Consider the following 12,982-nt stretch of genomic DNA (forward strand, 5'->3'; position numbering starts at 1 on the left):
AGGAAAATCTACATGCCAATAATAGATGTCTATAAATATGAATGAAAGGAATGAGGAAAAAAAAGGCCCTCGAAAATGAGGGCCCTATTTAAAAAGAATTATCTTCTTGTCTTTCTACCTGGAAAACGGTGACCAAGATTACCGAGGTATTTCCCTTTGATATTCTTAATCGCTTCGATACGCTTTTCAGCAACGATATTTGTCGCTTTATAAACAGCAACATTCTCGCTCTCAGAAACATTAAAAATTTCTAGAGAAGTATCATAGATAGTGTCTACCATTCTTGTTGCTTTCTCTGCTGACCAACCTTCGAATTCGATAGAAACGTTCATAACACCACCAGCATTAATGAGGTAATCTGGAGCGTAAAGGATTCCTTTCTCTTTAAGGATATCACCGTGTCTGTCTTCTTTAAGTTGGTTGTTTGCAGCACCAGCTACAACTTTACACTTAAGTCTATCAATTGTGTCATCATTGATTGTTGCACCAAGAGCACATGGAGAATAGATATCACAATCTACGTCGTAGATTTCATCAACACCAACAACTTGTGCATTTGGAACTTTCTCAAGGAAAAGATCAATATTTGATTGGCTAATATCGCAAACGACAACTTTAGCACCTTCTTTATAAAGCATTTCACCTAGGTGACGTCCAACTGAACCTGCACCTTGAAGAGCAACTACTTTACCTTTTGGAGAACGATCTCCCCAAACTTTCATACATGCTGCTTCCATACCTCTGAAAACACCACGTGCAGTATATGGAGATGGGTTACCTGAACCACCGTGGATTTCAGCTACACCAACAACATTGTTTGTTTCAGTAAAGATGTGCTCTACATCTTCAACACCAATGTTTACATCTTCTGCAGTAATATAACGTCCGTTGAGTGACTCAAGGAAACGTCCGTATGATCTGAAAAGAGCTTCAGACTTGATCTCTTTTGGGTCACCAATGATAACGGCTTTACCACCACCAAGGTTTAGACCAGAAACAGCGTTCTTATAAGTCATTCCCTTAGAAAGTCTTAGTACATCATCTAGCGCTTCTTCTTCTGAAGCGTAGTTCCACATTCTTGTTCCACCTAGTGCTGGTCCAAGAGTTGTGTTGTGAATTGCTACGATTGCTTTTAGTCCACAGCTTGGGTCACTAAAGAAAATAACTTCTTCGTGTCCATCTTTGTAAAGTCTGTCAAAGCTTACCATTTGGTACTCCTTTATCATGAATTGTGTCGTTTTTTTGGTTGGTTTAAGCAAAACTAAAATTAGCCGATAATAAGGCTAAATATTAGTGTCGCAACTTTATACCTTGAAGGAAGAAAGTCCTATGCCCAACGTGTCAATTGTAGAGCTCGATGATGATGCAAATATCTGTAATGACGAGGAAAAATGTTTCAAAATTAATGAAAATCAAGTCATTTATGACGAGTTAGAAATGCAGGGAGAGAAACTTCCCCATGGCTGTTTGGCCGGATCTTGTGGAACTTGTAGAATTCTCGTTCTCGAGGGAGCTGAGAATCTCAAAGAGCCAAGCTACATTGAAAAAGACACCATCGAGCACATTAAGGAATCCTATAAAGCTGAACGCGGCGAAGAGTTCTTAGAAAAAGGCGAAATTCGTCTTTCATGTCGCGCCCGCATTCTTGGTAATGTTAAGTTTGGTTGCTTAAAAAAATAATTCTCTAGCTACTCTAGATAATTTTAATCTCTGGAGAAATCTTTTGAATCGTTAAGAGAAAATCCTCTTTATCCATTGGAGAGATTTCTACAATCACACCATATTCACCCATCAAGCGAAGACGATCACTTGAAAGGGCCATTGAAGACCAATAGGATTTTACGCGATGAATTTGTGAAATATCCTGAAGTCGAATTCTCTTTTTTATACCAAACATAGAAACGATGAGATCATGTTCACTAAGGACATATTTTGTCGTTCCCATTAAAAAAGCAAAAAGTACGAGAGTTAGTATTCCGGCCCCTAAGTCAGACATATACTCACGTCCACTAAGATAAGCTTCATATGATCGGTAAAAAGTAACAAGCGGAATCCCTGTCATTAAGACAGGGAACCACAAGTCTATTTTCGATTTATAAAACTTCACTTTTTTAAGCTCGCTCTTTTTTCAACGCGGATTTTTCTATTCACATCATCCGCTGAATCAACCGCCATATCCCACGCTGTGTAGATTTGTTTTTTAAAACCTGCTCTCAAATCTCCGGCAACATAAAGGTTTTCAACATTTGTCATTCCCTTCTCGTTAGTCACAACAAATCCTCTTCTATCAACTTCGGCCCCGAGGTTTTTGACAAGCTCGTTATAGACAAGCATTCCCATTGAAACAAAGGCAAACTCACAATCAAAGTGACCATTATTTTTAAGCTCGAAGCCTTCAAGCTTTCCTTCTTTAGGAATTCCTTTTACTTCAACGATTTCATCATCAATAAAGTCAATCCCATGAAGTTCCATCAATTCTTTAACTTCATCACTAAACTCTCCCTCATTACCATGAGAGATTACAGTCATAGATGGGTTGTCGTAGCGCTCTTTTAGCATAATTCCAACCCAAGCTGCTCCATCGCCATTACCGATGATCGCCGTCTTTTTTCCAAGAGTATGATGACCATCACAACGAAGACAATAGTCTACCGTTTGCAAATTAGCGTAAGGAAGAATCGGATCAATTGATCCACCAATATGTGGTTGAACATCCATCACACCAGTACAAACAATAACGTGCTTAGCGAGATAGACTTCATTTTTAGAATCCGTTAATTCAAAAAGACCATCATCTTTTTTTACAAGAGAAGTGATCCCTCTATTTTTCATCCAATGAAATTTTTCTTTAAACTCACTTTCACTTAGCCACTTAAACGTATCGCGTCCAGGCTCTTCAATTCCCTTTTTATAGTGTTGATGTCCTGGCATATTTTCAACCTTGGCCACCCAAAAACCACGAGATCTTTTCTTATCCTTTCCACTTCCTGGAAAAAATAGAGTTTCATCATTATTAAGAACTGTTCTTAGAACGGCCATCGATCCAGCGGAACCTCCACCAATCACAGCTACCGGATATATTTTTTCAGACATATTTGTCTCCTTAAGTTTTTAGTCTCACTTCATTTTAGCCAAAAAAAAGGGAGGTTTCAAAACCTCCCTTCATTAAACTTCTAATTCTGCGATTTTTTCTCCGCTACTCCTGACTTCACTCCGATTGGATTCCTCATGGGCCTCCTTTTTAGAGAAAATATGCTTCTCCCCATCGACGTCACGAATTCGAACTTCTCGAATTTCATATTCATCTACACGGATAAGATCAAACGAGTAACCTTCCCAAACGATAATTTGTCCCTCTTCAGGAAAATTATTTCCAAGCATATCGAGAATAAATCCCGCAAGAGTCGAGTAGTTATCATTCAATGGAATTTTAATATCGTAGTCATTGTAAAGTTCACGAAGTGATGTTGTCCCTTCAACAATAATTCCTTGTTCAAGGTCACTCTCTTCGTATTCTTTTCTTACGTCTTCTTCTTCGATGTCGTGCTCATCTTGAATCTCTCCCATAATCTCTTCGATAATGTCTTCAAGAGTGATGATCCCCACAACGATTCCGTTTTCATCTTTTACTAGAGCAAGGTGAACCTTCTTTCTATTCATATGATCAAAAACGGCTTGAATTTTCATGTGCTCATAGACAAAGAATGGAGACTTCAATACTTTTTGAAGATCGAAATTCTCTCTTTCTTCTATCGTTACAAAGGCAAGATCTTTTACGTGAAGGAATCCCTTCATATTCTCAAGCTCACCGTCACATACAGGATAACGAGAGTGAGTATCTTTTTGAACAACCTCGAGAACTTCTTGATAAGTAGCTTTCGCTTGAATGTACTTAACTTCCATTCTTGAGATCATAATGTCTTTTACTTTAATCGTAGGGAACTCAAGGATTGAGTTAAGAAGATCAAGTTGCTTTGAATCGATAGTATTTTCTTTCTCGGCCTTTTGAACCATATATTCGATTTCATTTCTTGTTACGATACGACCAGTTAACTGAGCATTTTCTCCAAGGATTGTATGAATTGCCCAAACCATCAATTTAACGAATGGGTAGAGCAAGTAATAGAATCCCTGTAGCACACGAATCACAACCAGAGAAAGTCCTTCGGCGTGAGTTCTTGCAAATGTCTTTGGAATGATTTCACCAAAGATCAAAATCACAAGGGTCGTGATACCGACAGCATACCCAATGGCATTAGAATCAAAGAGTCTTGAAAAAATAACTGTCGTTAAAGATGATGCAAAAATATTAACAATGTTGTTTCCAACAAGGATTGTCGTTAAAAGTTCACTCGGTCTTTCGATCATAAATTGAAGCGCACGACCTTTAGCCCCACCTGCTTCGATGAGTTGTCTTGCACGGTCAATATCAATTGAAAGAAGAACTGCTTCAGAACCTGAGAAGAATCCAGACAAAAGAAAACAGACAACGAGAGATACGATCTCTAATGTATCTACTTCCATTTGAAAGATCCTTGTAAACTATAAATTGAATGAGTGTAATGATTAAGTAAACGGAGTAAGTTACCCCTGAAAACGTCCGGAGGTTTTATAAGGCGATTCCTTGGTTAAGTTAATAAAACCTTGTAAAGGCCCAACAAAATTTGCATAAACTAAATGCCTTTACAAGATAATTGTACAATGCGGTGTAATTTTTGTCTATCTCAAATGATCAACTACTCGATTATAGAGTCCTTCTCATCGATCGGCTTCCCGTCAAATTCATGATCTGCATATTTAATTCGATCATTCATTTCGTGGTCAAATCCTCTTATCTTATCGATATTACTTACTTTTCTAAAAATAGTGTCACATTTGTAGCAAATGGCCACAGGCTTAAGAATTTTAAAGAGTATAAAGTCGAATAAATAGAGAACTAAAAATGGCGCTACCGCGTAGGGAGCGTATGGTGAAAGAAAGATCCAAATTGAAAGAATAGCTGCAAGAGCGAAGAGCATTACGCCTAGCTTTCTATTGAAATCTTTTTGAGAATAAAAGTCTTTACGATGACAGCTTGGACAGTGAACGAGCTCACCTTTAATGTGATCATCATCAAAGCTTACTGGCTCTTCGTGATTACAAACCTCACACTTAGCTAGTTTCGCTTCCTTAGTAGGTAGAACATGAATTCCTGATCCACACTCTGGGCAAGTTAATGTTACTTCCATCATATTAGCATCCCATATTTAAAGTAGAGATAAGTAGAAATCATCTCTCCAATAAAAACAAAAATTGTCATAGCGTATAAAATACCTGTAGCACTCTGTGTACTACGCATACAAATCAACTTCCAGCCAAAAACACTCATTACGAAAATAATCACATAACCCCAGATATATCTCATAAGAAGCATCATCCAATTAAAGGCGTAACCTCCACCTAAAAGAGTTCCCTCTTCATAGAAGGCCCAGCTATTGGCCGTTTCAACACTCGACCAAATCACTTTAACCAAGAGAAGAATCCACATGACCACCATAGAGATTTTAAGTGGCTTTACTGTAAGCTTAGGAACAACAAGATAGTAATGCCCTAGAATCATAGCAAAAGTAATCACTCCAAGATAAGCCGCTGAAGTGAAAAGAAATGAGAATTCACCAAAGTTATAATTAGCTAAAACGAGAATTAAGATGAAGAGACAAGCCCCTGTAACAGAAGAAAGAATATCCATCATTCCCGTTCTCTCGTCTTGATGAAGTTGTCTTAAAAGAAGAAAGCAAACACAGCCGACATAATAAGTGAAGGCCACAACGTCAGTCGGAGACACTTGAACAGCATGAAGGAGGGCACCGAGAAAGAGTCCACCTAAGCAAACTGAGTTAATCAGCTTTTGAAATCCTGCACCCGTCATTTTTGAATTAGCGATCGAAGTAAAGAGACCGACTCCACAACCAAGTGAGATTAAAAAGAATTCTGCAATTTTTACGATTTCAGCCATACCTGCTCCAAACAGCCCGCTTTATATTGTCTTTCAACATAAGAAAGTAATTGATCTATCAAGAGGTAGTTCACTTCGGGAAGTCGTCCTTCATATTTTTTAGACTTTTCCACAAAATCAAATGAAAACCATTGTCCTATATCTTCAGGAAGATCTGAATAATTCGACATAAAGACATTGAGAAGAACGCTTCGATCATTAAAATTATGTTGATGAATCTTAAATAACTTTAACTTCGATAGCTCAACATCGACGCCAACTTCTTCTAGAACTTCTCTTTGGCAGGCAACTACAGAAGATTCTCCCGACTCAATTTTTCCGCCAGGAAATTCTAAAAGTCCATCGAGAGGACCTTCTTCTCTTCTTACTTGCATCCATAGCTCAAGCCCCTCATTCGTAACATTTCGAATGAATAGAGCGATCGAAACAGGAATCATTTAGTCTCCACTGTGAAATACCTACCCTAACTACCACAAAGACCACAGTCCGCAAAGTAAAGGAGTTGGATTAAAATCCAAGTTTGTGCTATGAACATGCCATGAAATCAACTCCTTATGGAAATTCTAAATCACTCATTTTCGCGCCGATGGAAGGCGTGACAGATGAGCCATATCGCATGGCCATAGGAAAGCTCTTTCCAGAATGGGATTATTATTCGACTGATTTCTATCGAGTTCCAACAGTTGGAAATATTAACGCCAAAAGAGTGCACGATCACTTTGGCGCTCGAACTTTTCAAAATGAAGAGCTCAGAAAAAAGACAACATATCAAATCTTAACGACAGCTAGAGCACAAACTGAGCAGGTTGTTCAGGCCGTTAGTGAACTCAATGTCGATCACCTTGACTTAAATCTTGGTTGCCCTTCAAAAAAGGTTAATGCTCACAAAGGTGGAGCTTATCTTTTAAGTGATCTCGAAGAATTAAAAAGAATTATTCGTTTGATTCGCTCTAATTTTAAAAAGACGTTTACTGTCAAAATTAGAATTGGATACCGAGACGATTCTTCTTTTGAAGACTCTCTCAAACTTTTTGAAGATGAAGGTGTTGAAGCGATTACCCTTCATGCAAGAACAAGAGATCAACTCTATCAAGGTATTGCCGATTGGGAATATATCAAGAAGGCCGTTAAACTCGTCAACATTCCAATTATTGGCAATGGCGATATTTGGAGTGTTCACGATGTTAATCGCATGTTCGATGAAACCGATTGCCATGCGGTCATGATTGGACGTGGAGCACTTAAAACACCATGGCTTGCAACATTGTTCTATGAACATCAAAATAATCTCGATTTCATTAGTGATGAGTATCTTCTCGATATTAGAAAAGACTATTTAGACCTCTATTTCTATGAACTTGAAAAAGAATATCGAAAGCTCGGATTAGATGATCACAATATATTGAAGAGATTTAAGTCTTTTTCACGTTATCTCTTTGATGATTATGCGGATGGTGAAATTGTTAGAGGTCGTTTTCTTCGTTCAATGAAGCTTGATGAATTTCTCTCTCACCTAGATCGCCTATAACAAATCTTTGCATCAAAGCTATTAAAATTGATCCAATGATGGAAAGAAGTGGAATACCTTCAAAAGAAACAAAGAAAAGAATCAAACAGTAAATAAATGGAAGAAGCCCCTGAACGACTTCTCTTTTAAGTTGAAAATGCGGAATCATTCGACCAAGAATTTCATCGAGGCGAAGTGAAAGTCTCAAAAAAGAAAAACGATACTTTCTAAGTAAAATCTTTTCCCTAAGCCCAGGTGTTGAAAGAGCATAAGGCCATAAATAACCTAAATAAAGATAGAGCTTATTCATCAGTCCAAGTGTGGTGAACTCTAAAATAAGGGCACAGATGAAAAAAGGTAGTAATCCTTTAAAATAGTATTTAGTAAGAGGCTTCATTTCTCTAGTCATAATAAAAAGGTTACGACTAGGGCAACTGCTTGGCAATAGCTATTAATGTGGATCAATAATGACAAGATCTCCTGTCGCAAAATTCAAAAAGACATTTTCAGGTAGAAGGCTTGCACCATCTGAAAATGAGCTTGGAGCATCAAGCATTAAATCATCATCAAGAATTGGATAGGCATCCATTTCATCGAAAATCGGATCACTATCAATCATATCGTCGTAGAAAAAGTCACTATTATCTCTACCAATATCATCATAGAGATCATCGTCTAAAAACTCACGATCTCCCTCTAAGAGACTTTTTGTATTGATTTCAAATTCCATCTCTAGATAGCGTTCTTTTACATTGAGATATTTGTTAAGAATGGGATCTTTATCGATTTCACTAACCGCTACTCCATGAATATATTCAAGAATGAGAACACCTTCATCTTCATGGTTTCGCTCGATACGAATTGTTCTGAATTTTCCCTGTGAAAGTGAATTGAGAGAGCTTGCATTGATCTGTGCTCTCACCTTGGCCTCCTCTAAAAGAACGCGCTTAATTTTTCCTTTTTCGTGACTAGTAAAACTTTCTTTATAATCAGTCCTTCCTCTTTCAAGAAAAGCTAAGAACTTTTTAAGAGTCTTCCCATCTTCATGATCAGGGTCCATTGCTAAAAAATTCACTAATCGATTTTTAAGGGAATCACTATTTTTTTCGAGATTTAGTTTTTCAAAACCATGGGCCTTGAAAAAATCTTTGAGTACATATTCTTCGTCATTATGTAAAACAAGATAAGCAGCACCTTCTTGGCCTTCACCTAGTTTCTTAACGATTTTATATTTTAACTTATCCTCGCCTAGAGTGAGCGTCGAACCAATTGGAAGATCATCCGAGAGAACTTCTAAGTGCTCTCTTCTTTCTAACTCTCTTTCCCAAAGAGTATCAATTCTCTTGTAAACGACTTCTTTTTGATGAAAGACTTCAGCAAATTGAAAACAGGACTTATCCTCAGCTCGAGCAGAGTTGAATATAAGAAGTGATAGAAAAATCAAAATGAATTTGCTCACGATTGTCCTTTTTTTAAACACTTGCTAAAGATTTAAGCACTATACAGGCTATAAAGTCCTAATTTCTATAAGTGCTATAATATTTATGCAATCATGAGACCAAGTAGAATTATTGAATAAAAAAAGGGCCCTCAAAGAAGGCCCTCATATAAATTTGAATTTTTGAAATCTGATTACTTCGCAACACCAACAGCTTTCGTTTCACGAACAACTGTAATTTTGATTGTACCAGGATATGACATCTCCTCTTCAATCTTCTTAGCGATATCGCGTGATAACATAACAGTCTCTTCATCGTTAATTCTATCATTTTCAACGAAAACTCTAACTTCACGACCACCAGAGATGGCATAAGATTTAGAAACACCTTCGAATGAATTAACAATTTCTTCGATATCAGTTAGTCGAGAAACATAAGATTCCATCATCGCCTTACGTGCACCAGGGCGAGCTCCAGATAGAGCATCAGCTGCTGCAACTAAGTGTGCAAGAACCGATTCTGGCTTTTCGTCATCATGGTGAGCTCTAATAGCGTGAACAACATCAGGAGACTCTCCATACTTCTTAGCAAAGTCAGCTCCGATAACAGCGTGTGATCCTTCAGCTGAAGCATCAAGAACCTTACCAATATCGTGAAGTAGACCAGCTCTTCTTGCTTGTTTAACATTTTGTCCCATCTCAGCGGCCATTGCTCCACAAATGAAGGCAGCTTCTAGCGCATGTTGATATTGGTTTTGAGTGTAAGACGTTCTCCAGTTAAGAGCACCTACAAGTTTTAGAATCTCAGGGTGAATCCCGTGAACTCCAATTTCCATTTGTGCTTTTTCACCAAGAGTCAGAAGTTGTTTATCAACTTCCGCCTTAGACTTATCGTGAAATTCTTCAATTTTAGCTGGGTGGATACGACCATCAGCAATTAGCTTATTAATTGTTTGTCTTGCAATCTCACGTCTAACAACGTTGAATGAAGAAATAACAACAACCTCTGGAGTGTCGTCAATAATAAGGTCAACACCACAGATTTGCTCGAAAGCTCTAATGTTACGACCCTCACGACCAATTAGACGACCTTTAACATCATCAGATGGAAGATCAACTGTTGAGATTGTCTTCTCGGCAACATACTCTCCAGCGAAACGCTGAATAGCGATTCCAACAATTCTCTTTGCCTTATCTTCTGCTTCTTCTTTTGTTTCTTCTTCAATTCTCTTAAGCTCTTTAGCAAAATCAACACGAGCATCTTCAGTCATTAGATCAAGTAGCTCTTGCTTAGCTTGCTCTTTACTCATTTCACTGACTTCAGAAAGTTTATTAGCAACTTCTTCTTGTCTAATTTTAAACTTCTCTACTTCGCGAATAGCTTCAAGCTTTTTCGCTTCAAGTTCTTGTGCCTTTTCGTGAGCTTGTTTTTCTTTTTTCTCAGCATCTTCAATCTTAGTATCAAGTTTCGCCTCTTTTCTAACGACTTCATTCTCTTGATCTTTGATCTCTTTTTGCTTTTTGTTTACAAACTTCTCAAGCTCTTCTTTTTCTTCTTTAGCAATTTCTTTTGCTTCTTTTCTCGCTTTGTACTTAATATCTGATGCTTGTTTCTTAGCGTTTTCGATGATCTCGTCACCTTTTTCCAAACGCACTTTTGTTTCTTTATTGGCCTGTGATTGCCTAACAAAGAAACCAACACCAGCACCAACAATTAAGCATAAAATTGATGCAAGGATAATTTCAATACCCATAGTTTTCTCCCTCTATTTCTTAACTTTGATGATTCGCTTATCTGTAACAACGAAGTCCATATAAACATCATGATCACTCATGGGAACTTCATTTAGGATTTGCTCATCAAAGCCAATACCTATTTTAAAATAACTAAACTTCTCTAAATATTTATCGTAATAACCCTTTCCCCTTCCTAGACGTCCACCTTTAAGATCAAAGGCCCTCGCAGGAATGAGAAGAGCTTCTGGAGTAACTACCTTCGCCTCAGCACGAGGGCTCAAGATTGTCACTCCAAAATCCTTGCTTTCTACAAGATCGCCATAAAGGCTACTCTTAAAAAGCATATTTCCGTTTGGATCGGTTGCCGGAAAACAGGGCGAAATATTCATTTCGAATTCTATTTCACGACAATCCAATTCATCGGATAAAGGAGCATAAAGCCCCAAACTAATTTCATTTTGGGTAGCAAAAAGATCTTTTAGAAGATGAGAAAGATTTTTAATGGCTAAAAGAGATTTCTCTTTTTTATGAAATGAACCAAGAGAACGAATCCTCTCGTTAATATTCTTTCTTATTTCGTTTTTCAATCTCTTCTCAATCTTATTTAAAAGATAAAGAGAATGAGAATTACATTGTACTAGGAGATACCTCTTCAATATATCCAAGTGCACCTTTAGCAGATGCCTTAAGTTTAGTGATATTTTCTTGATAATCTCTTTCTATACCAAGCTTTTCTGATGCAATTTTCAGAGCAACTAATACCGCTGCCTGAGCGTTCTCTAAACTAGGAGAACTTTGTTTAATAGCATCAATTTCACCTTGAACATACTCAATAATTTTTTCTGGTGCGATTTCACCACTATCTTCCTCAGACTTTAGTCTGATGTTATATCCTAGTACGTTAAATTCTTTCAATTCTCTTTTGCTATCCATATTGTTTAAGGGTAATTCAATACCCTAAGGCAGTCAATCAAGAAGACTTGTCTTAGTAGTCTAAAAGAGCGTTTAAATACTCTTTTAAGCTAAATACGTTTAAATCTTCTACATTTTCGCCTACACCAATGTACGTTATTGGTACTTTTAACTGCTGAACGATGGACACGGCGCTTCCTGCTTTAGAGGAACCATCGCATTTTGTAAAAATAAGGCCAGTTAATCCAAGTGCCTTATTAAATTCCTCGGCCTGTCTAAGAGCATTTTGACCCGTAATGGCATCAATAACGAGAAGAACTTGATCTGGAGCACTGTCATCAAGCTTTTTGAGAACATTTTTACTCTTTGTCAGTTCTTCCATCAGATTTCCTGCTGTATGTAAACGCCCCGCAGTATCTAAAATACAGTAATCAGCATTTTCATTCATCGCTGTTTGAAGTGCATCATATCCTACACCGCTTGGGTTTGCCCCTTCGCGAGCTCTGATCATTGTTGCTCCAGCTCTGTCACACCACACCTGAAGTTGGTCAACAGCTGCGGCCCTAAATGTATCACAAGCACCAACAACAACTTTAGCCCCTTGATTAGTAAGTTTCGTGGCCAATTTTCCAATGGTTGTCGTTTTCCCTGCCCCATTTACTCCAACAACCATAATAACTTTTGTTTTACCTTTGTTTTCTGGGTTGAATTGGTAGAGGTCTTTATCAACTGTATTTTGAATCGAGTCCATTTTCTGGCTTAAGAAATCGAAGAGAAAACTTTTAAACTCTTTCTCTCCAAAACCTTCACTCTTTGCCTTCTCTTCAAGCTCTTCAATTAGTTCAGCAACTGTCGCCGGGCCAATATCTGCACCATAAAGTAGTTCTTCAACTTCTTCTAAAGTGTCTTCGTCCAAGGCCGTACCTGAGAAGAGCTTTCCAATTCTTCCCCATACCTGATTTCTCGACTGCCCAAGGCCTTTTCTTAGTCGATCAGTCCAACTTGGACCTTCTTCTTTAGCTACTTCTTTAGAAACCTCTTCAGGAGTTGCCTCAACAACTTCTTCAACAACAGCTTGCTCTTTAGCTGCAACCTCTGTTTCTTTTTCAGCTGTGATTTCTTCAGCGGCTTCTTTAGTAATCTCTAACTTCGAGGCCTCTTCAGCTTGTGCTGGAGCTTTTTTCTGAGCATCAAATTCTGATGGTATTTTTTCATCTGCTTTCTTGAAAACTTTAATAAGGATCAGAAGAAATAAAAATCCTAGAACACCTGTGATCACATAGAGATGCTCTAATGTCGCTTCTTGCTGAAGACCTAACTTTGTATAAAGCGCTTGCAAGCTTTGAAGTGCTTTTTCCATATAAATAACCTTTGTCTATTTGATTAGTTCTGT

15 protein-coding genes are annotated in these 12,982 nt (G+C 37.8%); 2 read left to right on the forward strand and 13 right to left on the reverse strand.

Annotated features, from left to right (window positions below; genetic code table 11):
* Nucleotides 1-98: 98 nt before the first annotated feature.
* Nucleotides 99-1,208 carry a Glu/Leu/Phe/Val family dehydrogenase gene (locus HBN50_RS14985; RefSeq protein WP_273871360.1) on the reverse strand — a complete coding sequence of 370 codons (1,110 nt, stop codon included), beginning with the start codon at nt 1,206-1,208 and terminating at the stop codon, nt 99-101.
* A gap of 121 nt (nt 1,209-1,329) precedes the next feature.
* Here HBN50_RS14985 and HBN50_RS14990 point away from each other — a divergent pair, with 121 nt between their 5' ends.
* Nucleotides 1,330-1,680: a 2Fe-2S iron-sulfur cluster-binding protein gene (locus HBN50_RS14990; RefSeq protein ID WP_273871361.1), complete on the forward strand. Its 351-nt coding sequence runs from the start codon at nt 1,330-1,332 to the stop codon at nt 1,678-1,680.
* A gap of 13 nt (nt 1,681-1,693) precedes the next feature.
* Here HBN50_RS14990 and HBN50_RS14995 read toward each other — a convergent pair whose 3' ends face one another.
* From HBN50_RS14995 to HBN50_RS15020, 6 genes are all read right to left on the reverse strand, one after another.
* Entirely contained in the window at nt 1,694-2,107 is a 414-nt protein-coding gene (locus HBN50_RS14995; protein WP_273871363.1) for a PH domain-containing protein, read from the reverse strand.
* The gene (locus HBN50_RS15000) at nt 2,104-3,093 is read right to left on the reverse strand and encodes an NAD(P)/FAD-dependent oxidoreductase (protein WP_273871364.1); all 990 of its coding nucleotides are present in this window, start codon (nt 3,091-3,093) and stop codon (nt 2,104-2,106) included. The genes HBN50_RS14995 and HBN50_RS15000 overlap by 4 nt, the downstream gene beginning before the upstream one ends.
* A gap of 72 nt (nt 3,094-3,165) precedes the next feature.
* On the reverse strand, nt 3,166-4,524 hold the full coding sequence (locus tag HBN50_RS15005; protein WP_273871365.1) for a hemolysin family protein: 1,359 nt from the start codon (nt 4,522-4,524) through the stop codon (nt 3,166-3,168).
* 212 nt (nt 4,525-4,736) lie between these two features.
* A complete protein-coding gene (locus tag HBN50_RS15010; protein ID WP_273871367.1) occupies nt 4,737-5,231 on the reverse strand; it encodes a hypothetical protein in 495 nt (164 codons plus the stop codon).
* Complete coding sequence (locus HBN50_RS15015; protein ID WP_273871368.1) at nt 5,228-5,995, reverse strand: hypothetical protein; 768 nt, start codon at nt 5,993-5,995, stop codon at nt 5,228-5,230. Before HBN50_RS15015 ends, HBN50_RS15010 begins: the two co-directional genes overlap by 4 nt.
* Entirely contained in the window at nt 5,980-6,432 is a 453-nt protein-coding gene (locus HBN50_RS15020) for an NUDIX domain-containing protein (RefSeq protein WP_273871370.1), read from the reverse strand. The genes HBN50_RS15015 and HBN50_RS15020 overlap by 16 nt, the downstream gene beginning before the upstream one ends.
* Before the next feature lie 101 nt (nt 6,433-6,533).
* Between HBN50_RS15020 and HBN50_RS15025 the strand changes: the two genes are divergently transcribed.
* Nucleotides 6,534-7,523, forward strand: a complete 990-nt coding sequence (locus HBN50_RS15025) for a tRNA dihydrouridine synthase (protein WP_273871372.1) — start codon at nt 6,534-6,536, stop codon at nt 7,521-7,523.
* Here HBN50_RS15025 and HBN50_RS15030 read toward each other — a convergent pair.
* The 6 genes from HBN50_RS15030 to ftsY all read right to left on the reverse strand — a co-directional run bounded on the left by HBN50_RS15030 (nt 7,459) and on the right by ftsY (nt 12,949).
* On the reverse strand, nt 7,459-7,899 hold the full coding sequence (locus HBN50_RS15030; protein WP_273871373.1) for a hypothetical protein: 441 nt from the start codon (nt 7,897-7,899) through the stop codon (nt 7,459-7,461). The two genes, HBN50_RS15025 and HBN50_RS15030, sit on opposite strands and share 65 nt — an antisense overlap.
* 54 nt (nt 7,900-7,953) lie before the next feature.
* Nucleotides 7,954-8,961, reverse strand: coding sequence for a hypothetical protein (locus HBN50_RS15035; protein ID WP_273871374.1), 1,008 nt, complete (start codon nt 8,959-8,961; stop codon nt 7,954-7,956).
* Nucleotides 8,962-9,134: 173 nt separating this feature from the next.
* Nucleotides 9,135-10,694 carry a ribonuclease Y gene (gene rny / locus HBN50_RS15040; RefSeq protein WP_273871375.1) on the reverse strand — a complete coding sequence of 520 codons (1,560 nt, stop codon included), beginning with the start codon at nt 10,692-10,694 and terminating at the stop codon, nt 9,135-9,137.
* Between the two features lie 12 nt (nt 10,695-10,706).
* Nucleotides 10,707-11,264 (reverse strand): 5-formyltetrahydrofolate cyclo-ligase, encoded by a 558-nt coding sequence (locus tag HBN50_RS15045; protein WP_273871376.1) that lies wholly within the window; start codon nt 11,262-11,264, stop codon nt 10,707-10,709.
* A 40-nt stretch (nt 11,265-11,304) separates the two neighbouring features.
* The gene (gene zapA, locus HBN50_RS15050) at nt 11,305-11,610 is read right to left on the reverse strand and encodes a cell division protein ZapA (protein WP_273871377.1); all 306 of its coding nucleotides are present in this window, start codon (nt 11,608-11,610) and stop codon (nt 11,305-11,307) included.
* Nucleotides 11,611-11,662: 52 nt separating this feature from the next.
* Nucleotides 11,663-12,949: a signal recognition particle-docking protein FtsY gene (gene ftsY, locus HBN50_RS15055; protein WP_273871378.1), complete on the reverse strand. Its 1,287-nt coding sequence runs from the start codon at nt 12,947-12,949 to the stop codon at nt 11,663-11,665.
* Between the last annotated feature and the right edge of the window lie 33 nt (nt 12,950-12,982).

The organism is Halobacteriovorax sp. GB3, assembly GCF_028649655.1.
GTDB lineage: Bacteria > Bdellovibrionota > Bacteriovoracia > Bacteriovoracales > Bacteriovoracaceae > BSW11-IV.